The sequence below is a fragment of the Acetivibrio clariflavus DSM 19732 genome (assembly GCF_000237085.1).
Taxonomy (GTDB): Bacteria; Bacillota; Clostridia; order Acetivibrionales; family Acetivibrionaceae; genus Acetivibrio; species Acetivibrio clariflavus.
This window is the reverse complement of sequence record NC_016627.1, coordinates 1,273,356-1,294,028: the sequence shown is the minus strand read 5'-3', so window position 1 is coordinate 1,294,028 and position 20,673 is coordinate 1,273,356. Positions and strand designations below refer to the sequence as shown.

The window sequence follows — 20,673 nt, the reverse complement described above, 5'->3', positions numbered from 1 at the left end:
CAGATTAATTGATATAATATTGTTAAGGGCAATTTTTTATTTTATTCTTGTATTTTTCCATTTTTACAGCAATTGGTATTCAAGGTTTCATATTTACTTTTTCAATTTATTATACATTTTTTACAAAGCAATTCTGCAATTTCATGTTTAAAAAAGTTTTATTTTACCGCTTTAAAATAAAGAATAGAAAAAGGGGAGAAGGAACACTTCAGTTGCAATATTTAATCAACAATTATATGGAGGTATTTTTATGACATCACAATATGTAGTTTTCAAGTTAAACAACGATCGATTTGCGGTAGAAATTGAACGAGTATTGGAAATAATTCATGCTCAGGCAGTATTTAAAGTTCCCAATTCTCCTCCGTACATAGATGGGTTAATTAACTTAAGAGGAAAAGTATACTCACAGTTTAATCTGCGCAAAAAATTCAATCTCCCCAATACAGATGATAACTTGCAAAATTCCAAAGTCTTAATTGTGAATTTGGGTTCTTCTCATATCGGTATATCAGTGGATAGTGTGGACGGAATTGTCCAGATAGAAGACGAGTCTATAGAAAAAACACCGTCTACTGTTGCTGCCAATGCTAAGAATTATATAAAAGCTGTAGCAAAAGTAAACGACAACCTTATTCTACTGCTGGATTTGGAAGCGCTGGTTGAACCCTCCTCCGGCTTGATACCGCCTGTGGGAGTAAAATAAAGGATTAGAAATAAAAATACTATAAATTTTTCCTTATTCCGCAAATATGCAAATATCTTATATCTGACCAGCTGTAATTGGTCAGAGGATAATCAAATCTATCCTCTGTGTGTGCAGCAATATATATATTTTCCGCGCTGGATTTCAAACCGACTTTTACAACAACAAGTGAGTGGTTGTAGTTCGGTGCACCTCCGAAAGAAAGCTGTATTATATCACCGGGCTTTATATCTTTTGCATCTACTTGCTCTGCAAAAGGTCCACTTCCCTTGTTGCTTGTTAAGAAGTTGTAAAGATAATTTACACCAGTCCAGGATGCTGTTCTTTTCTGTGCACTTAAATAGTACCATCCGTATACAGGAGTATAGTTCATTACTCCTCCTCCGGCAAAAATAACTTGTGATACAAAATTAGTGCAATCTCCACCAAGTTTATCAAAGTTATAATACTGCGGATTTCTGCTAAAGGCCCACTTAGCAGCATACTCAACAGCTTTTTCCCTATTGTATTCCATTATATAAAATCCGCTATTTTTCATAATTTTTTATCTCCCATGGATTACCCATTTAACTCTTACGACGCAACAAATTTCCGAAAAATATAAAAGATAAAAAAGAACATAAATAAAAAATTAATTGATATCTTCCTTCCCAATTTATACTATGCATGAAGCTTATAAAAAGGTAACCCATCAGAAATTATATATTAATTGCTGTATCTTTTTCCCACTTCTTACTTTTTGTTGATTTTTCGAAAATTATTGATTTATTAATTATATATATGATATAATAACAAAGTGAAGATTTAATATTTTTAGACCCATATTCTCCTTAATAATTGGAGAAAGAAGTCTAGAATACGTTAAATCCAAATTATTAAGGAGGATTGTAAATATGCCTGACAAGACTATTATATGTAAAGACTGTAATTCTGAATTTATCTTTACGGAAGGAGAACAAGCTTTTTACCAGGAAAAAGGATTCCAAAATGAACCTCAGAGATGTCCATCATGCAGACAGGCCAGAAAACAGCAAAGAAGAAATTTCAATGGCAGAGGAAACAGATCTTTTGGAGACAATCGTGAATTTAATAATAAATGGTAACTAATAAAAGGGGCATTTAGCCCCTTTTTTAATAATTTATTTCTTTTTACCGCCTTGAAAAAAAGAAATAATCACTTTCATTACTTCTCCTGCTATACTTAAGAAATCAAAAAGTCCTTCAGTACTTTCAGAAACGGTTGTGACTGTCTCACATATATAATCTTCAACAGCCTCGATTGTCTTTTCAGCTTTGCCTATTCCGTCTTTCAAGCTTGATGAAACATCATTGATGTTATTTACCACTTCAGGTAATGCAGCAACAGTCTTATTTATGTTATCAGTATTTTCCGATATAATTTTGTCCACACGCTTAACAATCTTTATAATTTTTATAAGCGCAATAATCAGGATAATTAAGACAATTGATCCTAGCAAATAAATAATAAAATCAGCCAAATCTCTTATACTAAAACTTAATGTAAACAGTTTATCCATATTTCACCTCATGCCTGCGACCCGTTGCACTAAACGCAAGTAAATTTTATTTGTGCAAAAAAAGAAAAAAGTGATTATTTTACTTATGACAATCATGTATTATAAGTGGTTAGTTTTCCAAAACCTCATTTTCTGCTTCTTCCTGATCATTATCTTTATTATCCTGTGATATTTCAACCTCTTCGTTAACTTTCCTGTTCTTTAATTCAGTTATTTTTTCTTTTAACAAACCAGCAGCCTTTTTTGTACCTACAGATACTCTCCTGGCTGTTTTTTTTGTGCTGTCGGCCACCTTTTCAGCTACATCTTTAACATTTTCGGCAAGTTCTTCTCTAGTTTCTTTGCCGGATTTAGGTGCTAATAGTACTCCTGCTGTTAACCCTACTGCTGCTCCAACGCCTGCGCCCACTGCAATGTTCTTTGCGGCTTTTTTCCTGGCAGCTTTTCTTCTTGCTCGTTTCCTGTTCTCAAGCAAGTCCCTTATCTTCATAGTCCAGCACCTCCTAAATTACTTTTTAAACCGAATATTGTAAATATTATAAGTATCTATACTTATTATTATAAGACATTTCTCAATAAATTCCAAGCTTGTTTTATCAAATTGTCAGTATCATTTTTATAGGACTAATTTACTATAACAATAGTCCTATCTTTCTGGTATAATATATATTACATATATTTGTTTATTCCATATAACTTATTTAATCCATTGCCATTAGCTTTTCTAAAAGCAGCATAGAGTAAAGTTCCTTATGATGTTTTGCTCTTTTAAATTATTCCTTAGCAAGGTGCTTAATATGAAACCACACCATGTTAATAAGTTCTCAATAAATAAATATAAAGCAGTTATCCTGTTGATAGCTATTGCACTATCATATATATTATCTGTAATTGTTATACCATTTTTTATTTTGCATAAATTATTCAATCTTACTATGCCTTGGTATTATATTACAGTATCTCTTTTACATGCAGCCTTTGTCGGCATCCTTGGTTTTTATCTTAACCGCCGCTATTTAAATATTTGTAAGGAACTGAAAAAGTATTCCAGTGAAATTGAATATAAAAACTTGGCTCTTACTCACATGTATAATGAATTGGAGAAAACGAAAAAGAATTTGGATAAGTTCTCGGAGGAGCTCGAAAAGAAAGTTTTTGAGAGAACCGAATCAATTCAAAACCTTTTAAACAACGCCGGGCAAGGCTTTTTATCTTTTGGAATCGATCTTCTGGTGGATAAAGAATACAGTCTCGAATGCACCAGAATTTTCAACCGGGAAATAAATGGCGAAAATATAGGCCAGCTACTTTTTCCGGATGATTTTGAAATGCAGGAGCTAATTAGTAAGTTAACTTACCAGGTTTTAAACGAAAAAGATGAATCCAAAAGGGAAATATACCTTAGTTTGCTGCCTAATGAAGTATGTATTGACCAAAAGCAAATTTATATACAGTACAAGGTTATCAGGAAAAGTTTATATGCCGAAACTTATGCAATTATGCTGATACTAACCGATATAACCGATAAATATAGACTGCAGCAACAGATGGAAAACGAAAAAAACATACTAAAAACAGCGGTTAACATAGTTAAAAATTACTCGGACTTTGTATATTGTATTAAAGATTATGAAAACTTTTGCCATAAGCGCATTTTTGATATAATCAGTTCATCTTGCAGTACAGAAGATGCTATTATAAAAATTTACAGGGCAATTCATACGTTCAAAGGTACTTTCGGTCAACTTGGTCTGAGTAATATTACCTCCAAACTTCATCAATTTGAGAACGAGCTTTCGGAATTGATAAAAGGAATAATTGATATAAGCTTAAATGATTTAGAGGTCAATTTGTCAAAACTCAACCTATATGAATGGATTAACGAAGATATTGACATTCTGAAAAATATACTGGGAGAATCCTTTTTCCAAAATAACGAGATTATAGAAATAGACAAGAAAAAAATCTTAGAATTGGAAAATAAGATGCTCAAAATACTTTCTCCCAAAGACTTCAAATTAATTATACCCGAGGTAAAAAAAATCAGATACAAACCCTTCAAAGAACTGCTTAACTCCTATCCGAATTATACTTTGTCACTGGCAGACCGTTTTGGCAAACAAATAAATCCTTTTGAAATTGAGGGTGGTGATTTTCTGGTAGACCCCCATATATATAATTCCTTTGCAAAATCTTTAGGACACGTTTTTCGTGATATAGCGGAACATGGGATTGAATCTTGGGAAGAACGTATTGATGCTGGTAAAAGTGAATCCGGAAATATAAAATGTTTAATAGATCTTGCCGATAATAATAATACAATTATATTAACAATTACCGATGACGGACGCGGAATAGATATTGATCTAATTAAAAAGGCAGCAGTAAAAAAAGGGTTTTATACTGCCGATGAAATTAATGGTAAGGATGACAGCGAAGTTATTTCCCTTATCTTTTGTGACGGTTTTTCAACAAACTGCGAAATCTCAGATTTATCAGGCAGAGGTGTAGGATTAAGTGCAGTTAAAGAAGAGGTGGAAAATTTAGGCGGCTCTGTAAAAGTCACCACTGTACCTGGGCTTGGAACCGCATTTACTTTTCTTATTCCTTATTATGAAAACACTGATTTGCCATCTATCTCCGAAGCCGAACTCATTGAAAAACTTCTTGACATTACAAAAAATTTATTTACCGGACAAGTGTTTTTATCTTATGCTAACGCAGATCATAAAGTCAGTAAAGTTGAAAGTATTACATTAAAGGAATTTTCGGCATTAATTAAAGTAAAAGGTGTTATAAACGGTATATTTATTTTCTCTGCTGATAAAAATTTATTGGAAACCATACTTTCATATTTTAATTTAGAATCATTAAGCTCTGACGAAGAATCAGCAAATGCTGCAGATGTTCTGGCTGAATGTGCCAACATGATTATGGGCGAATTTACCAAATTAATACCTCATCCGGAAAACTGCATTAATTTTGGAACACCTATTACTTTATTTTCACATCAGGCAAAAATTAAGCGTGCTGGTACAGGTATATGGACATCCCTTTTAGAATCTGACAAAGGCAATATTGAAATAAATTTTATTAACTTTATCGAATAAAATTCCAGTGGATCAATTTCACTCATATTTTGACACTTTTTTGTTTTTTTAACTATAGATTTTTTAATAGATATTTAGGAGGTAATTTAATGGCTACCATTCTTATTGTAGATGACTCATCCATGGCAAGAAGAAATTTAAAAAACATACTTATCTCTGAAGGTCATACTGTTGTAGCAGAGGCAACTAATGGCGTACAAGCCTTTGTAGAATATGAAAAGCATAAACCTGACCTTGTAACTATGGACATAAGCATGCCAATTCTAAACGGGATTGACGGTACAAAAAAAATACTCCTTTCCTATCCCGATGCAAGAATCATCATGGTCAGTGCACTTAATCAAAAATTGATGTTTTTAGCTGCACTGCAAAATGGTGCAAAACACTATATAATCAAACCTTTTGCTCCTGAAAAAGTAACAGAAGTGGTTAATGAAGTTCTTCATTTATCATGTAAAATGCCCCAAAATAACTACAATCCCACCTCTGTTCAAAAGCAATCGGCAGGCAATTTATCTTCATTGCATCAGCAGCAAAAAGACAATACTGTCAACTAATATCCAGCTCTTGGTTTACCGGCAAATATATGTCCGAAAATTCTATTAAAGCTCTTTCTACTCCCTCATTTTTCATATTATTTACACAGTTATAGTATTCTTCATCCAATTCCTCATTATTTAGTATTTTAACCGGAAAAGACAGTATAAATTCTGTTCCCTTGCCAATTTCACTGTCAACTTTAATTTGTCCATTGTGCATTTCAACCAGAGACTTAACAATTGACAATCCTATCCCGCTTCCTTGCGTATCTTTGACAAGGGACGAATTGACCTGTCTGAAACGCTCAAAAATAATGGAGCATTTATTCTTTTCAATTCCTATACCGGTATCTTTTACCGAAATATTCACTTTATCTCCAAAATCATGTATTTTAATAGTTATTTTACCACCGGGTTTTGTAAATTTAATGGCATTAGAAATTAAATTGAGCATTATTCTTTCAAATTTGTCAACATCAATTGCCATAATCTTTTTTTGTGTATTCGATTCAAATTTCAAATCCAACTGTTTTATTTTAATAAATTCATTAACTGAACCTATTATTTGTTTAACTACCTCAACAATATCCACATTCCTCATCTGCAGCTTAAGAAAACCGGAATCTATTCTATTCACATCTATTAGGTTGTTTATCAGCTTTAGAAGCCGATAGCAATTCTGTCTGATGTTTCTCATATATTTGTTTACCTTTTCAAGGCTTATAGTTTCCTTTCCCATCTTTTCATAGGCAGACAGCACCTGTACTACCGAAAGAATTACATTAAGCGGAGTACGAAACTCATGGGAAATGTTCGTAAAAAACTCAGTCTTGAGCTTATTATACTCAAGAGCTTCATTCAGCAGTTTTTCATTCATTTCCATGGTATTCTTTAAAGCAACTTCGGTTAACTTTCGTTCGTTGATATTCGTTACAGTGCCCAGCATTCTCAATGGACTGCCGTCATTGTCCCAAATAGCTTGCCCTCTGATTTGAATCCATATTACCACTCCAGTTTTTGTTACCGCTCTGACCTCCTGCTTATATTTAGTTTGCATCCCTTCAAGATATTGCTTTATAGAATTCTTTAACTCAGGAATATCATCGGGATGCAAAAAACGCTCCACATCGCTAATTTGGTCTGAAATTTCTTCTCTATCATAACCAAGCTGTATCTTCCATTCTTCGGGGTAAATAATTTTATTGCTCAATATATCCCAATCCCAAAATCCGTCTGTAGTATTGTTTATAACTAATCTATATCTTTCCTCGCTAATTTTTAGTTCATTTTTGGATTTATTTATTTCCTTCATACCGCTGTTAATCAATAAATAAAGGAGGGCAGCCGTGCATAAAACATAAAACCATCCTTTATATATGGATACTTGCACCAGCATAGTATTTTCCCTTACAAGCAGTCCTGCAATTTTATCAGATAATAAAATCCATGCTGAGCCCAAAATTATGTAAATTATAACTATATTTAGCGCATTGAGTTTTTTGGCAGCCTTTCCATAGAGTTCTTTACATATACAAAATACTTTATTCAATACCATTTTTGGTTTCATTAACACTATTCCTCTCCATTGCTAATAATTATCAAATACCATAATACACTTTATCATATTTTATGCCATTTTTAAACTATTTTTTTACATATTAAATATTCACTGAAGTTTCGATAATAAGTATTTCGGCCTATATTTAAAACATATAAGCTCATTTTTATTTTTTATAAAAATCAAAAAAGAGGACTAAACATCCTCTTCTTGCAAATTTATGTTTACTGTCAATTTAACCTTTCTTATGAAATTTTAATATATTTCACATTCGACTTTTAAAATTGTCAGCTGATAAATTCTTGTCCGTACAATAACGTTCACCATTATTTAATACCGGTTATTTTCAAGCTTCCTGCATCAATATCGGCATTTAAATCAATTTTATTTACGGCATCATTGTAATTTTTCGAAATATAATATTTCCCTTCCTTTTCCATTTCAATATCTTTAAAATTAATTGAGTTTGCAGCACCGTCAATTTTAACTTTCAAACCGGAATTTGCAGGAACAAACACTTCAACTTTTGAAGCATCAGCATCAATTTTAACCTTCGTTTCTTTATACTCTTGTCCCAAAGTAAGTTTATATGAACCTGCATCACCGTCAATATCCAGTTCTTTAATCTTTAAATCGGTAAAATCCATATCAGAATCCACAGCATCTATCTTCAAATTAAGATCCCAAACAACATCGGAATTTAAATTCAGAATCAACTTCCTGTCAATAAATAATTCCCCTTTTGACAAAAGATTTTGAAAAACGTTTGCGATTATTTTTTTATCATTCGTTTCCAACTTTACATTTACACTTTTCTTATCATTTTTATATTCTATATTTTGTTGAATATTTATATCTTTTACCGTTCCGTCTATCAGATTGGATTCGGTAGAGCCCACAGTTAAACTCAGTGCCGAAGCTTTTAGTTTAAGTTCTCCCTTCTCAGTTGTATCAAAATGTTCAATTACATAAGTTTGATTATTATTTACATTTACCGATATATTTTTTTCTGTGCTGCTTTTTGGCACATTCCTTTCAGTGTAATATCCATACCCAATCATTACTGAAAAAAATGCCAACCATGTTAATGCTTTTACAAAAGGATACTTTTTAAACAAAAGGTTTATACCCACCACTATCAGGATAAGAGAAACAGTTAATTCTATATTGTCTATAAATACTGTAAAAATAGACCAACTAAAAATTCCTTTTTGTATCAAAAAAATCAATAATCCTGCTACTATAAGAAATATCCCAAATCCGATCCCCTTTTTTCTCATTTTCATTTCCTCCCATTTTTAAAAACAATAATCAAACCAAGCAGCACAAGCAATACTGGTAATATCTCTATAAAATTGATTCTCGGTATAAACTGCTTGAGCAATAGCATACCCCCAAGCAATATGAAACTTATCCCCAAAAAAGTACTGCTCTTTTTGGCATTTGAGCTACCAAATTTCATATCGTCTCCCATAACATGGGTAAAATCCTTGTCACTGTCGAAATCTCCCATTTTATAGTCGGAATAATCATCAGTATCCTCGTCAAAAAAGTTACTGGGCTTATAATCACTATTTTCAGGCAAAATAAATAACAAAATAAAATATAAAAGAGGACCTATTCCCCCGAAAAAAGTTGCAAACACAAAAACAAGCCTTATTATGGTCGGGTCTATTTCGAAAAACTCTCCTATTCCTCCACATACTCCAGCTATAACTTTGTCGTATTTGGAACGCTTTATTTTTCTTGTCATGTCTTTTCCTCCTTAAATACTGTTTATAACAGAATATACCTCCGACATCCATTAACATCACAATAAATAAAAACTGTAAATATTTTAATACTGCGATTTTAACTTATAATACGAACCTGTTTAAAAAAAGTCTTATAAATTTTAATAAAATTTTTATATAATTTCCCATTACTATATAAATTGCGTATCCCCAAATATTTCTTCAAAAGATTTATCTTTCGGTTGATAAATTTCGATTTCTCTATGGTATTTTTCGGCTAGTTTCTCATAAACAGATTCGCCATCACTATAAGTATTAATTATATATTCCCTGATTGTGCTATATGGAAAGTCTATATTATACTCTTTTACCAGGTCAAAGAAAAATTCCATTCCTTTAAACAGAGTTACAACAGAAACTTCTTCATTCTCATCCTCAATTGCTTTTTCAAGATCATCACAAAAAAATTGTGAAAAAAAGAATTTCAATAATGTATAAAACTTTTCTTCGTTTATCTGTATCATCTTATTTACCTCCTAATTCCAATAACCTGTTTTTGAATTTTACCGATTTATTTTGATGACTAAATGAAAAGTGAAGAACATGAATATCTGCTCTTCACTTTTCCATCAAAATACTATTATATTATATTTTTCAAAACTTATCATCTATTCAATAATAATCCCCACAGGGCAGTGGTCCGATCCCATAACTTCAGAATATATAAGGGCATCTTTTAGCCTTTCTTTTATACAATCGGACAAAAGGAAATAATCTATACGCCATCCGGCGTTATTTTGCCTTGCATTAAACATATAAGACCACCATGTATATGCCCCGGTTTTATCAGGATAAAGATAACGGAAAGAGTCTATAAAACCATTATTAATATAATTATCAAACTTGCTTCTTTCCTCATCGGTAAATCCGGCATTTTTCCTGTTGGATTGAGGGTTCTTTAAATCAATTTCTTTATGGGCCACATTAAAGTCTCCGCAAACTATAACAGGTTTATTCCTTTCGAGCGCCTTCAAATATGCCAAAAAATCATCTTCCCATTTCATACGGTAATCAAGCCTTGTAAGCCCTTTTTGCGAATTGGGTGTATACACTGTTATAACATAGTAATCATCAAATTCCAAAGTAATAACTCTACCCTCATTGTCGTGTTCCTCAATTCCTATTCCGTAAGAAACACTTACCGGTTCGACCTTCGTAAAAACAGCAACACCTGAATAACCTTTTTTCTTAGCATAGTTCCAATACTGACAATAACCTTCTAACGGCAGTGTAATTTGACCCTCCTGCACTTTTGTCTCCTGTATGCAAAATATATCGGCATCTTCCTGTTTGAAAAACTCGAGAAATCCTTTGCCCATTGCCGCCCTTATACCGTTTACATTCCATGAAATCATCTTTGTCATTATCTTTAATACTCCTTTTCAGAGCTCTATTGATTTATATTAGACCCATAGCAAACAATTCCCCTGTCGGAGTCAACAGTCACTACCGATCCGTTCTTAAGTATTTTTGTGGCATTATCCGCTCCAATTATAACAGGTATTTCCAATGCCATACCCACTGTGGCTGCATGGGAATTCTGCCCGCCTTCTTCTATTACCAAAGCCGATGCTCTTTTAATTATCGGAAGCATTTCATTAGTTGTATAGTGGGCGACCAATATATTTCCGTCGGAAAAATTCTCATTGGCCTCTTCAACCGACCTTACAACTCTTATTTCTCCCGTAACGGTTCCTGTCCCAATTCCGGTTCCCTGTACCAGCACCTTACCGACCAGATGAACCTTTAATATGTTGGTGGTACCGCTCATTCCAATAGGTAAACCTGCAGTTATTACAACCAGGTCACCATTTCTGACCAGATCAGATTCCAGTGCCTTTTCAACTCCATCATCAAACATTTCATCGGTAGATGAAGCTTCCTTAACAAGGAAAGGCTTAACTCCCCAGGTTAATGACAACTGACGCTGCACCTTCGGTGATACCGTTGTTGCAATTATCGGACATTGAGGTCTGAATCTTGATATCATTCTTGCAGTATGTCCAGAGTGGGTTACCGTTATTATGGCAGAAGCTTTTAAGTCCTGAGCTGTTGTACATGTGGCATGACTTATGGCATTGGTTACATTAGGCGAAAAGTCATGCTGCATTTTTTGGAACCTGTCCCAATAATCAATTGAAGCCTCTGCTTTCCTTGCAATCTTTGCCATTGTTTCAAGGGTTTCTATAGGATATTTGCCTACTGCCGTTTCACCCGACAACATTATAGCACTGGTACCGTCATAAATGGCATTGGCTATGTCACTGGCTTCAGCCCTTGTAGGTCTGGGATTTCTAATCATGGAATCAAGCATTTGAGTAGCAGTTATAACCGGCTTACCCGTCTTGTAGCACTTTTCTATAAGCATTTTCTGTACAACAGGAACCTCTTCTACGGGTATTTCAACCCCCAAATCTCCCCTGGCTACCATGATTCCATCAGCTACTTTTATAATTTCATCAACGTTTTCTATAGCTTCCCTGTTCTCAATTTTTGCAATTACATTTATGTCTTCGCCGGAAAACTCCTCCAAAACCTTCTTTATATCCTTTACATCAGAGGCTTTGCGAATGAAAGAAGCAGCAATAAAATCAAAATCGTTTTCCACGCCAAACCTTATATCCTCTATATCCTTTTCAGTCAATGAAGGCAAATTAACTTTAACTCCAGGAACGTTAACCCCTTTATGATTACCAATAGTTCCTCCGTTTAGGACTTCACATATAATATCCTTGTCTTTTATATTGATTACCTCAAGTTCCACCAACCCGTCATTGATAAGAATTCTGTTTCCCTTTTTCACATCCTTATATAATTCCTTATAGGAAACCGAACATTTAGTTTCATCTCCGAGAATGTCATCATTGACCAAAACAAATCTTTCGCCTTCTTTTAGTACTACTTCCCCCTTCTCAAAATTGCCCAGTCTGATTTCAGGTCCCCTTGTATCTAAAAGCAGTGCAACAGGTAAATTCAATTCTTCCCTGATCTTTTTCAAACGGTCAACACGTATTTTGTGTTCCTCATGTGTTCCATGGGAAAAATTTAACCGGGCAATATCCATGCCTTTTAACATCAATTTTCTTAAAATATCTTCATTGTCAACCGCTGGTCCTAATGTACAAATTATCTTGGTTTTTCTCATTTAATATACTACCTCCAAAGCAAATATATTTCTGATACGGCAAATCTTTAAAATTTTGCCTCATTCGTTTTAACTTAGAACAATCGTATAATAAAAGCGCAAGAATATGTACACCCTTACGCCTTTGTAATACTTGTACACGCATAATATAATAATGTCTTTTTAAACAACCTGCAGGCTCTAAAAATTGCCTGTCAATGTTTCCATCAATTTTCTACTAAAAGTCTGCATTATTAACGGTTCTTGGGAAAGGAATAACATCCCTTATATTGGTCATACCTGTAATATACATTATAGCTCTTTCAAAGCCCAATCCAAAACCTGCATGCTTTGTTCCTCCATATTTTCTCAAATCCAGATACCACCAATAATCCTCTTTTTTAAGGCTCAGTTCTTCCATTCTCTTTTCAAGATAGTCAAGTCTTTCCTCTCTCTGACTTCCTCCGATTAATTCTCCTACTCCAGGAACCAAAAGGTCCATAGCTGCAACAGTTTTGTTATCGTCATTCAATCTCATATAGAAAGCCTTGATATCCTTTGGATAGTCTGTAACAAACACAGGTTTTTTGAAAATCTTCTCGGTAATATATCTTTCATGTTCTGTCTGCAGGTCTAATCCCCATTCAACGGGATATTCAAATTTTTCATCTGCCTTCTTAAGAAGTTCAATGGCCTCAGTATATGTTATATGACCAAATTCCGAATTTACAATGTTATTTAGTCTATCGAACAAAGTCTTGTCAATAAAATTATTAAAGAATTCCATCTCTTCCGGTGCATTTTCCATACAATAATTTATTATATATTTAAGCATATCCTCTGCAAGTTCCATATCGTCCTTAAGGTCTGCAAAAGCTATTTCCGGCTCTACCATCCAAAACTCTGCTGCATGTCTTGCAGTATTTGAATTTTCTGCACGGAAAGTCGGACCAAAGGTATAGATATTCCTGAAAGCCATGCAATAGGTCTCACCTTCAAGCTGCCCGCTAACTGTAAGATTTGTACTCTTCCCGAAGAAATCCTCGCTATAATTTATTGAACCGTCTTTATTTTTCGGCAGGTTATCCATATCAAGAGTAGTAACCCTAAACATTTGTCCCGCACCTTCTGCGTCACTTCCTGTTATAATAGGAGTATGAACATACACAAATCCTCTTTCCTGAAAGAACTTATGTATGGCATAAGCTGCTAAAGACCTAACTCTAAATACTGCAGAAAATGTATTTGTCCTTGGCCTTAAATGAGCTATAGTTCTCAAATACTCGAATGTATGTCTTTTTTTCTGCAAAGGATAATCCGATGTAGACATACCTTCAATTTCAATTTTGCTTGCTTTAAGCTCAAAAGGCTGCTTTGCATTTGGCGTTTCAACCAATGTTCCCTGCACAATTATAGCTGTTCCGACAGGAATCTTTGTTATTTCTTTAAAGTTAGATATATTCTGCTCTTCAAAAACAACCTGAAGGTTTTTGAAAAATGTTCCGTCATTAACTTCAATAAAACCGAAGGCTTTTGAATCCCTAATAGTTCTTACCCAGCCTGCAACAGTTATTTCTTTATCGACAAACTCCTTTGTTTGTCTATATAAGCTTTTAATGGTTATTGTTCTCATACCTATTAACCCCTTTGTTAATTGATATTTTTCTTTTGCCGATTCCAAAAAAAAATGGCATTTTATAATATTCCATGTTTCGTGATATTGCATTCAAAACCTTATCACGAATTTTCGCTCTATAAGAATGCTGAAAATACACCTTGGCTTTACTTTCAAGTTCCGGATCTGGAGATTCAAAAAAGTCCGTTGTAAGCCGTAGTAGCACTTCAGCTTTTTCTTACCTATAATAGTACCACAATTTAAGTACTAATCAATATTGTACACGAAATTTTACAAAATGCCACTATTATTATTCTATTTTAAATTTTTTCTATAAAAAATCTTTAGCGAAAACTTCGAATTGCTCTTTTAAATTTAAAGGTCCTTATTGAGACATGGTTATATCCACAATTACTTAAATTATTTACAACAATTTTATATTTGCTTTTTCACAAGCCTCTATCATTTCGTCGGGCCATATGGAAGCCTGCACTTCCCCAATATGTGCTTTCTTTAAGAAAAACATGCAAATTCTCGATTGTCCGATTCCGCCTCCTATTGTATAAGGGAGTCTTTTCTCCAAAAGATCCTTATGGAACTTAAGCTGTTTTCTGTCCTCACATCCTGCCTCTTTAAGCTGTTTTTCAAGGGAAGCCTCATCAACTCTTATTCCCATTGAAGATATTTCAAAGGCTCTGTTCAGTATGGGATACCATAGAATAATGTCACCGTTAAGTTCCCAGTCATCATAGTCGGGCGCTCTTCCATCATGCTTGATGCCTGACTTTAAAACCCCGCCTATCTGCATTACAAACACAGCCTTTTTATCCTTAGCTATCATGTTTTCCCTTTCTTTTGGCGAAAGTGAAGGATACAAATCCTCCAGTTCCTGAGTAGTAATAAAAAATATATCTTCCGGCAAAATTTCCGGAATTTCCGGATATGTACTGCAAACAAACTTCTCTGTTTTCCTCAGTACCCCGTAAATTTTTCTTACTATATCTTTTAATGTATCTACATTTCTTTCTTCCTTATTGATTACACGCTCCCAGTCCCATTGGTCAACATATACCGAATGAAGGTTATCAAGATCCTCATCCCTTCTTATAGCGTTCATATCGGTATATAAACCTTCTCCTACTTTGAAATCGTATTTTCCAAGAGCCATACGCTTCCATTTCGCTAAAGAATGCACAACTTCTACCGTCTTCCCGCCAATTCCCTTTACATCAAAGGATACAGGTCTTTCAACACCATTGAGATTATCATTCATGCCTGTTTCCGGTCTTACAAAAAGCGGTGCCGAAACTCGGCTTAAATTTAATGCTTTTGCCAGTTCATTCTCAAAATAGTCCTTTATCTTTTTTATAGCTTCTTCAGTCTGCCTCACAGACAATATAGGGTCATAATTTGAAGGTATTATCAGCCCATCTTTCATTTATTTATCCTCCTAATATATAAAAAATTGTCACATTACTCATTATATCACCGTTTTCACTTAATTACCACAAAAAGCTATAGAATAATAAAAGAATTTTCCAACATACAATCTTGCAAATTTAATTGAGAAAAATTTAAAAACTCAAGGGCACAAGCCTTGAGTTTTGTGTGGAAATTCTACCAGTTAAGGAACTGTTGTAATTTCAATTCCCAATATCCTCACGTCTTTAACCGGTTTATCATTAGCACCAACTTCAACCGCTGCTATTTTATCCACTATATCCATTCCTTCATATACCTGTCCAAATACCGTATGTTTATTATCAAGCCAAGGGGTTCCTCCAACCTCCTTATACTTAGCAACAACATCATCGGGGAATTTATTGCTCTTCATTTGATCTATCCAATCCTGCGTTATTGTATCAGAAGGTGCCTGAACAATAAAGAACTGGCTTCCGTTTGTATTAGGCCCTCTGTTTGCCATTGAAAGAGCACCTCTATAGTTTCTAAGCTTTTCACTGAATTCATCCTCAAAAGGTTCGTTCCAAATACTTTCTCCTCCCATACCAGTTCCTGTAGGGTCCCCACCTTGTATCATAAAATCATTTATAACCCTGTGGAAAATTACATTGTCATAATACCCGTTTTTGGCATGCGTAATGAAATTTTCCACCGCCTTAGGTGCCACACTGGGAAAAAACTTAATTTTTATATCCCCCATAGATGTCTTCATAATGGCAATAGTCTCTCCTTTTGCTGGCGGGGCAAATTGATCGATTTCAGCATCAGAACTGCTTCCTGATCCTTTATTGTTTTTGCATCCTGCAAAAGACAGCGGAATTACCAGACACATCAATAGAATTAATACTTTTTTCAGCATATTAATCCTCCATCTTCAATCTTTTTTGAAAATAGTATAACATATGGCAGCTGAAACTGTAAACAAATCTGAAAATGCATAATTATATTATATTATGAGAAAAAGTTCTATCAGGCTTTGTTTAAGTTTTTTCTTTTTAAAGATACAAAAACATACTCTGTAAGCCATACAACCATATAAATAAACATAATATCAAAACACACATTAAACAAAAACAAATGTTTGCTCAAATCGGCCTCTCCATCGCATATTACAGGTATAATGAATTGAATAATACCAATAATCATTACAAGTAAAAAAGTCGCAAAATACAACTTTTCCGATGCTCCATCAGCCTTCCTGTATTGGAAAATTAATATTGCCGTATAGGCCGCAAAGAAAAGAAAGAGGAACCATAGGGAGTGGGGCAGGACATTATCTTTGAAATCACTCCAAACTCTAAAATTACTTACCTCTTTTTTTGGAGTAGGATCATGGGACTTTTCATAATTTCCAAATCCCAGTATCAGCTTAAAAGCTTTATTAGCAGTAATCTCCAGCTTTTGAATGTATCTTATCGGATGCCTTAAATAAAACATAGCTACTTTAAACGGACTTACTTTGCTGTTTATTTCTTCTCTAAAACCCTGTTCCTTAATATCTATGGGGTATTTACCCATAAAATAATGAGTACCCGCAAGCATTGCATATTCCTTATTTAATCCTAATTTCTCAAGATCTGCCTCAGGAGTGTCCGAGTCCTTAAGCACTCCGTAAAAAACCGATTGATACTTGTTGCACACCCTAAAAACATCAGGAATTGAAACATAGGCTGCTACAGATATAGCTAAAATTGCAGCTATACATGTTGATATTGCTATTCGCCATTTTTTATCCTTCCTTAATCTTAAAAACAGCAAACTGAACATAGCTATAACTATACCTATGGGAATATACTGAAATTTTGCACAGGTTAGAAAAATTGCTGCAACATAAAAAGCAATCAGAGCTAAAACCCGTGGATTTTGGCTTCTTGACAAATATACCGCCATAGCTATCACAAGAAGCAGAGATGTAAATGCCAGTGCTTCCCCGTATAAAGAATTAAAATATGATATGTAACCCGCATCGGTAAATATTAATACAGTAAGTATTATATAAATAAAGTTAACAATAGGTACAGATTTTTTGTCATGCTTAGCCATAAGATATATAAACAAAAGAAGCATACAGCAATACAAAACAGCAAGAAATCTTATATCAAAAATTCCTTTATTAAACAGCACTATTGAATTGATAAACTTTGCAGCAAGAACAAATATTAACGTTGATGAAAAATACCTTATACCATTTACAAAAGGCGAAGTGGAAAGATATTCTCTGTTCACATAATTAAAGTATTTTTCATTGTAATCGGAAGTTTTGTATTCCAAACCTGTAGTTATCATAATTCTTTCAAAATCACCATTGTCAGCGACACCTATGATAGGTTTTATCATTAAAATCCCAACTAAAAAAACAGCAACAATTATTACAGCTATTGTTTCCAATTTAAATAATCTGTCTCTCAGCATATATCTACCAACCTTTCACCTATTCTTTCGTTTTTTATAAAAATTCCTCATTCATATAAAATACACAAATTCCTATACCAAATACATATATATAATTACTTTTTTAGATTCTTGTTAATATTTTTAAGTTTTGTAATTAAGTTTATTAATTATAAATTTTGTATAAATTATCCTTATAATTTTGTGATTTATTTTTTATTTTGCAAGCGTAATAATTAAAAATTCTCAGTTATTTAGACATAACTTTGCAATTGTCACTATAGAACTTTCCCATAAGGCACAAAAAAAATGTATAGGTCTTTTAATTTACCTATACAAACAGCATAATAACGATATGATGGGGATGATTGTTATCCTTCTATTGGAACAATAGTTATCCACAGCTTTAAAATATCGGAAAGGAGAATTTTATCAACTTTAAGCTGATATTCTTTTCCGTCTATTTTTAATATTCTTTTATCAATTACTTCTGCCACCAGGTCTATATCGATACTTTTAACTTCCTTGCCGAGCAGTTCCTTATATTTTTCCTTTATACTTTTTTCCACTAAAATCAAGTCAAACTCTTCTTCATTTATTTTAGAAAGCTTGATATTAAGCTCAATACTTCTAAGTATAAACTTTCTGTTATTAATGGATTCCTGATACTTTTCAAGCTTTATATTTTTTTCCTCAATATCACTCTCCAGATATTTAATTTTTTCAATGTATGCATCAACTCTATAACTGATCAGGGCATTTATAGCCGAGCTTCCAAAGACAAACCCACATATAAATCCTGTAACAAATATAATCAAAAATTTAAAACTCTTTATTTTCTTCATCCAAAAATTGACTCCCCGCATTTTTGAATGAGCCTGATAAAACCATATCCCACATTTGCCCCCACAACAGCTATAACAACGTGTACTGCCTGCCTGATTATAGACTTGATTTCCCCTTTGAATATACCTTTTTCAATTATTTCAAAAGAAGAGAAAGTTCCACCTAAAGCCACAGCTATTGCCCATATCTTTATAGAACCTGCTATGGTAAACATTGTTTTCAAAGGAGGATGGCCGTTTATAATCGCACCAAGCCCAGCCATCAAACTTGCACCTAAAATTACTCCGAAAGAGATAAAAAAATTATAAATTATATTGTTTATAAATGAAGACAAAAAACCACCGCCTTCTAAGAAATCCTACTCCAATAAAATATTACGATTAATACCTTATTCTCCTATTATAATTATGGTTAAAATATAAAAAATATGTTTGCATGAATCACAGGTACTTTCACATTCATATACTATTTAAATTTATCATAAAGTGCTGTAAAATTAATAAGGAGCTGTCTAAATATAATAATATTGGGATGATAAGAATATGCAGAACTTTATTGAAATAGGGAATAAAAAAATTAATTACACCATTGTAAAAAGCAGCAGAAAAACCATTGGTATATCAGTTTCTCTTAAAGACGGTGTTAAAGTATCTGCCCCTAAAAAAATCGGCAATAAACAAATATCCGAAATAGTTAATGCAAAAGCTGCCTGGATATTGAAAAAATTATCCTATTTTGAAAGTATCAAAGCAGAAATACCTGAATTGAAATTTACCGAAGGAGAAAAATTTTTGGTACTTGGCAAAGAATATCGCCTTAAAATAAATAAGTCATCGTCAGTGAATTCTGCGTCGGTTATACTTTCCGACAACTATTTAATTGTTAACCTTCCCGAAAACATTACCGGCAGCTTGTCGGATTCGGTCAGAAAATATATAACTGATTGGTTCAAAAATTACGCAAAGGAAATTGTTTCAGAAAGAATAAACTTTTACGCTAAAAAAATGGATGTAATACCGACAGGTATAATAATAAAGGACTTAAAATCAATTTGGGGAAGCTGCACGCCTAAAAACACCATCAATATTAACTGGAAAATAATAATGGCTCCTTTGGATATTGTGGATTACCTGGTCGTTCATGAACTTACCCACATAAAAATAAAAAATCATTCAAAACAGTTTTGGAATATGGCAGAGTCCATATATCCAAACTATAAAGCCTGTTCCAAATGGCTGAAACAAAACGGTCACAAACTTACTTTCTAAGCAATAAATTATGGTGTCTTTAAGGAAGGAATTAAAATTCCCTTAGACACCATAATTCTTTTAACGCAATTGATACTTTTCGATAAGGCAGTTTTACATTACCACTTGCCCTTCTTCATATGAGTTTCCATTTCTGCCTTTGATCTCTGTTTTATAACCCATATTTCATTTTTTGCCCTTTTAAACAATTCTACACATGCAGGGTCAAGGTCAAGTTTTATTCCTTCTTCACACAAACGTGCAATTCTGCCTGAAAGTTCAACAATTTCCATATGGATATCATTGGTTCTGTCCGACTTGTAAATTTTCTCTGCATCTTCACCGCTCAATTGGACAAATTTATCCTTTGATGCATCACATTTTGGACATTTATCCGGTGCATCATCTCCCTCATGCACAAATCCGCAAACACTGCATTTCCATAAACTCTTCATTGTAATTCCCTCCACTTTATTATTGTGTCTTTTTAGTTATATTATTTTATTTTATAGTTATTTATCTTCAAAACAAAGACTATTCAATTAGTCTATACGAATAATACCACTTTTATAAGTTTTAAAACATTTTTATTTAATTTTTTGCAAATTTTTTATTATATCCTTAACTTTTATTCAGTCGGAGTCCCGCTTCAATCCCTTTCATAAAACCGGAAATCGCTTTTTGTCACACTCCTTACACATTCTATAAAAACATTGCAGAGTGCATGGGTAAAGGGGAGAAATAT

At 33.4% G+C, this 20,673-nt stretch carries 21 protein-coding genes; 5 read left to right on the top strand and 16 right to left on the bottom strand.

The window, feature by feature from the left end:
* Positions 1 to 250 precede the first annotated feature (250 nt).
* Positions 251 to 706 carry a chemotaxis protein CheW gene (locus tag CLOCL_RS05370; protein ID WP_014254395.1) on the top strand — a complete coding sequence of 152 codons (456 nt, stop codon included), beginning with the start codon at positions 251 to 253 and terminating at the stop codon, positions 704 to 706.
* Between the two features lie 19 nt (positions 707 to 725).
* Here the strand turns inward: CLOCL_RS05370 and CLOCL_RS05365 are convergent, their stop codons facing one another.
* A complete protein-coding gene (locus tag CLOCL_RS05365; RefSeq protein WP_014254394.1) occupies positions 726 to 1,244 on the bottom strand; it encodes an amidase domain-containing protein in 519 nt (172 codons plus the stop codon).
* 355 nt (positions 1,245 to 1,599) lie between these two features.
* Between CLOCL_RS05365 and CLOCL_RS05360 the strand changes: the two genes are divergently transcribed.
* Entirely contained in the window at positions 1,600 to 1,809 is a 210-nt protein-coding gene (locus tag CLOCL_RS05360; RefSeq protein WP_014254393.1) for a zinc-ribbon domain-containing protein, read from the top strand.
* Between the two features lie 36 nt (positions 1,810 to 1,845).
* On the opposite strand, the gene CLOCL_RS05355 is transcribed toward CLOCL_RS05360, so the two are convergent.
* Both CLOCL_RS05355 and CLOCL_RS05350 read right to left on the bottom strand, forming a co-directional pair.
* Positions 1,846 to 2,244: a hypothetical protein gene (locus CLOCL_RS05355; RefSeq protein ID WP_014254392.1), complete on the bottom strand. Its 399-nt coding sequence runs from the start codon at positions 2,242 to 2,244 to the stop codon at positions 1,846 to 1,848.
* Positions 2,245 to 2,353: 109 nt separating this feature from the next.
* The gene (locus CLOCL_RS05350; RefSeq protein WP_014254391.1) at positions 2,354 to 2,734 is read right to left on the bottom strand and encodes a YtxH domain-containing protein; all 381 of its coding nucleotides are present in this window, start codon (positions 2,732 to 2,734) and stop codon (positions 2,354 to 2,356) included.
* 307 nt (positions 2,735 to 3,041) lie between these two features.
* On the opposite strand from CLOCL_RS05350, the gene CLOCL_RS05345 reads away from it, so the two are divergent.
* Both CLOCL_RS05345 and CLOCL_RS05340 read left to right on the top strand, forming a co-directional pair.
* Positions 3,042 to 5,354, top strand: a complete 2,313-nt coding sequence (locus CLOCL_RS05345; RefSeq protein WP_014254390.1) for an ATP-binding protein — start codon at positions 3,042 to 3,044, stop codon at positions 5,352 to 5,354.
* A gap of 89 nt (positions 5,355 to 5,443) precedes the next feature.
* The gene (locus CLOCL_RS05340) at positions 5,444 to 5,911 is read left to right on the top strand and encodes a response regulator (protein ID WP_014254389.1); all 468 of its coding nucleotides are present in this window, start codon (positions 5,444 to 5,446) and stop codon (positions 5,909 to 5,911) included.
* Here the strand turns inward: CLOCL_RS05340 and CLOCL_RS05335 are convergent.
* The 12 genes from CLOCL_RS05335 to CLOCL_RS05280 form a co-directional block, all read right to left on the bottom strand.
* Positions 5,904 to 7,460, bottom strand: coding sequence for a PAS domain-containing sensor histidine kinase (locus CLOCL_RS05335; protein ID WP_014254388.1), 1,557 nt, complete (start codon positions 7,458 to 7,460; stop codon positions 5,904 to 5,906). The two genes, CLOCL_RS05340 and CLOCL_RS05335, sit on opposite strands and share 8 nt — an antisense overlap.
* A gap of 317 nt (positions 7,461 to 7,777) precedes the next feature.
* Entirely contained in the window at positions 7,778 to 8,731 is a 954-nt protein-coding gene (locus tag CLOCL_RS05330) for a hypothetical protein (RefSeq protein WP_117406013.1), read from the bottom strand.
* 2 nt (positions 8,732 to 8,733) lie between these two features.
* Entirely contained in the window at positions 8,734 to 9,204 is a 471-nt protein-coding gene (locus CLOCL_RS05325) for a PspC domain-containing protein (RefSeq protein WP_014254386.1), read from the bottom strand.
* 171 nt (positions 9,205 to 9,375) lie between these two features.
* The gene (locus CLOCL_RS05320; RefSeq protein WP_014254385.1) at positions 9,376 to 9,708 is read right to left on the bottom strand and encodes a hypothetical protein; all 333 of its coding nucleotides are present in this window, start codon (positions 9,706 to 9,708) and stop codon (positions 9,376 to 9,378) included.
* A gap of 144 nt (positions 9,709 to 9,852) precedes the next feature.
* Positions 9,853 to 10,608: an exodeoxyribonuclease III gene (locus CLOCL_RS05315; protein WP_014254384.1), complete on the bottom strand. Its 756-nt coding sequence runs from the start codon at positions 10,606 to 10,608 to the stop codon at positions 9,853 to 9,855.
* Between the two features lie 26 nt (positions 10,609 to 10,634).
* Positions 10,635 to 12,389: a pyruvate kinase gene (pyk, locus tag CLOCL_RS05310; protein WP_014254383.1), complete on the bottom strand. Its 1,755-nt coding sequence runs from the start codon at positions 12,387 to 12,389 to the stop codon at positions 10,635 to 10,637.
* A 217-nt stretch (positions 12,390 to 12,606) separates the two neighbouring features.
* The gene (gene asnS / locus CLOCL_RS05305) at positions 12,607 to 14,001 is read right to left on the bottom strand and encodes an asparagine--tRNA ligase (RefSeq protein WP_041715471.1); all 1,395 of its coding nucleotides are present in this window, start codon (positions 13,999 to 14,001) and stop codon (positions 12,607 to 12,609) included.
* A 406-nt stretch (positions 14,002 to 14,407) separates the two neighbouring features.
* The gene (gene asnA, locus CLOCL_RS05300; RefSeq protein WP_014254381.1) at positions 14,408 to 15,421 is read right to left on the bottom strand and encodes an aspartate--ammonia ligase; all 1,014 of its coding nucleotides are present in this window, start codon (positions 15,419 to 15,421) and stop codon (positions 14,408 to 14,410) included.
* Positions 15,422 to 15,607: 186 nt separating this feature from the next.
* Positions 15,608 to 16,303, bottom strand: a complete 696-nt coding sequence (locus tag CLOCL_RS05295) for a peptidylprolyl isomerase (RefSeq protein ID WP_014254380.1) — start codon at positions 16,301 to 16,303, stop codon at positions 15,608 to 15,610.
* A 110-nt stretch (positions 16,304 to 16,413) separates the two neighbouring features.
* A complete protein-coding gene (gene wsfD / locus CLOCL_RS05290; protein ID WP_014254379.1) occupies positions 16,414 to 17,856 on the bottom strand; it encodes a glycan biosynthesis hexose transferase WsfD in 1,443 nt (480 codons plus the stop codon).
* A gap of 350 nt (positions 17,857 to 18,206) precedes the next feature.
* The gene (locus tag CLOCL_RS05285) at positions 18,207 to 18,680 is read right to left on the bottom strand and encodes a sporulation membrane protein YtrI (protein ID WP_014254378.1); all 474 of its coding nucleotides are present in this window, start codon (positions 18,678 to 18,680) and stop codon (positions 18,207 to 18,209) included.
* The gene (locus CLOCL_RS05280) at positions 18,677 to 19,015 is read right to left on the bottom strand and encodes a YtrH family sporulation protein (RefSeq protein WP_014254377.1); all 339 of its coding nucleotides are present in this window, start codon (positions 19,013 to 19,015) and stop codon (positions 18,677 to 18,679) included. The genes CLOCL_RS05285 and CLOCL_RS05280 overlap by 4 nt, the downstream gene beginning before the upstream one ends.
* 208 nt (positions 19,016 to 19,223) lie before the next feature.
* Between CLOCL_RS05280 and CLOCL_RS05275 the strand changes: the two genes are divergently transcribed.
* Complete coding sequence (locus CLOCL_RS05275) at positions 19,224 to 19,949, top strand: M48 family metallopeptidase (RefSeq protein WP_014254376.1); 726 nt, start codon at positions 19,224 to 19,226, stop codon at positions 19,947 to 19,949.
* Between the two features lie 98 nt (positions 19,950 to 20,047).
* Here CLOCL_RS05275 and CLOCL_RS05270 read toward each other — a convergent pair whose 3' ends face one another.
* Positions 20,048 to 20,383: a rubredoxin-like domain-containing protein gene (locus CLOCL_RS05270; protein ID WP_014254375.1), complete on the bottom strand. Its 336-nt coding sequence runs from the start codon at positions 20,381 to 20,383 to the stop codon at positions 20,048 to 20,050.
* Positions 20,384 to 20,673: the final 290 nt, after the last annotated feature.

What these genes read in the sequence shown, in the direction of transcription:
- CLOCL_RS05370 (WP_014254395.1), top strand. Translation starts at nt 251, where the DNA reads ATGACATCACAATATGTAGTTTTCAAGTTAAACAACGATCGATTTGCG.
- CLOCL_RS05365 (WP_014254394.1), bottom strand. Translation starts at nt 1,244, where the DNA reads ATGAAAAATAGCGGATTTTATATAATGGAATACAATAGGGAAAAAGCT.
- CLOCL_RS05360 (WP_014254393.1), top strand. Translation starts at nt 1,600, where the DNA reads ATGCCTGACAAGACTATTATATGTAAAGACTGTAATTCTGAATTTATC.
- CLOCL_RS05355 (WP_014254392.1), bottom strand. Translation starts at nt 2,244, where the DNA reads ATGGATAAACTGTTTACATTAAGTTTTAGTATAAGAGATTTGGCTGAT.
- CLOCL_RS05350 (WP_014254391.1), bottom strand. Translation starts at nt 2,734, where the DNA reads ATGAAGATAAGGGACTTGCTTGAGAACAGGAAACGAGCAAGAAGAAAA.
- CLOCL_RS05345 (WP_014254390.1), top strand. Translation starts at nt 3,042, where the DNA reads ATGAAACCACACCATGTTAATAAGTTCTCAATAAATAAATATAAAGCA.
- CLOCL_RS05340 (WP_014254389.1), top strand. Translation starts at nt 5,444, where the DNA reads ATGGCTACCATTCTTATTGTAGATGACTCATCCATGGCAAGAAGAAAT.
- CLOCL_RS05335 (WP_014254388.1), bottom strand. Translation starts at nt 7,460, where the DNA reads ATGAAACCAAAAATGGTATTGAATAAAGTATTTTGTATATGTAAAGAA.
- CLOCL_RS05330 (WP_117406013.1), bottom strand. Translation starts at nt 8,731, where the DNA reads ATGAGAAAAAAGGGGATCGGATTTGGGATATTTCTTATAGTAGCAGGA.
- CLOCL_RS05325 (WP_014254386.1), bottom strand. Translation starts at nt 9,204, where the DNA reads ATGACAAGAAAAATAAAGCGTTCCAAATACGACAAAGTTATAGCTGGA.
- CLOCL_RS05320 (WP_014254385.1), bottom strand. Translation starts at nt 9,708, where the DNA reads ATGATACAGATAAACGAAGAAAAGTTTTATACATTATTGAAATTCTTT.
- CLOCL_RS05315 (WP_014254384.1), bottom strand. Translation starts at nt 10,608, where the DNA reads ATGACAAAGATGATTTCATGGAATGTAAACGGTATAAGGGCGGCAATG.
- pyk (WP_014254383.1), bottom strand. Translation starts at nt 12,389, where the DNA reads ATGAGAAAAACCAAGATAATTTGTACATTAGGACCAGCGGTTGACAAT.
- asnS (WP_041715471.1), bottom strand. Translation starts at nt 14,001, where the DNA reads ATGAGAACAATAACCATTAAAAGCTTATATAGACAAACAAAGGAGTTT.
- asnA (WP_014254381.1), bottom strand. Translation starts at nt 15,421, where the DNA reads ATGAAAGATGGGCTGATAATACCTTCAAATTATGACCCTATATTGTCT.
- CLOCL_RS05295 (WP_014254380.1), bottom strand. Translation starts at nt 16,303, where the DNA reads ATGCTGAAAAAAGTATTAATTCTATTGATGTGTCTGGTAATTCCGCTG.
- wsfD (WP_014254379.1), bottom strand. Translation starts at nt 17,856, where the DNA reads ATGCTGAGAGACAGATTATTTAAATTGGAAACAATAGCTGTAATAATT.
- CLOCL_RS05285 (WP_014254378.1), bottom strand. Translation starts at nt 18,680, where the DNA reads ATGAAGAAAATAAAGAGTTTTAAATTTTTGATTATATTTGTTACAGGA.
- CLOCL_RS05275 (WP_014254376.1), top strand. Translation starts at nt 19,224, where the DNA reads ATGCAGAACTTTATTGAAATAGGGAATAAAAAAATTAATTACACCATT.
- CLOCL_RS05270 (WP_014254375.1), bottom strand. Translation starts at nt 20,383, where the DNA reads ATGAAGAGTTTATGGAAATGCAGTGTTTGCGGATTTGTGCATGAGGGA.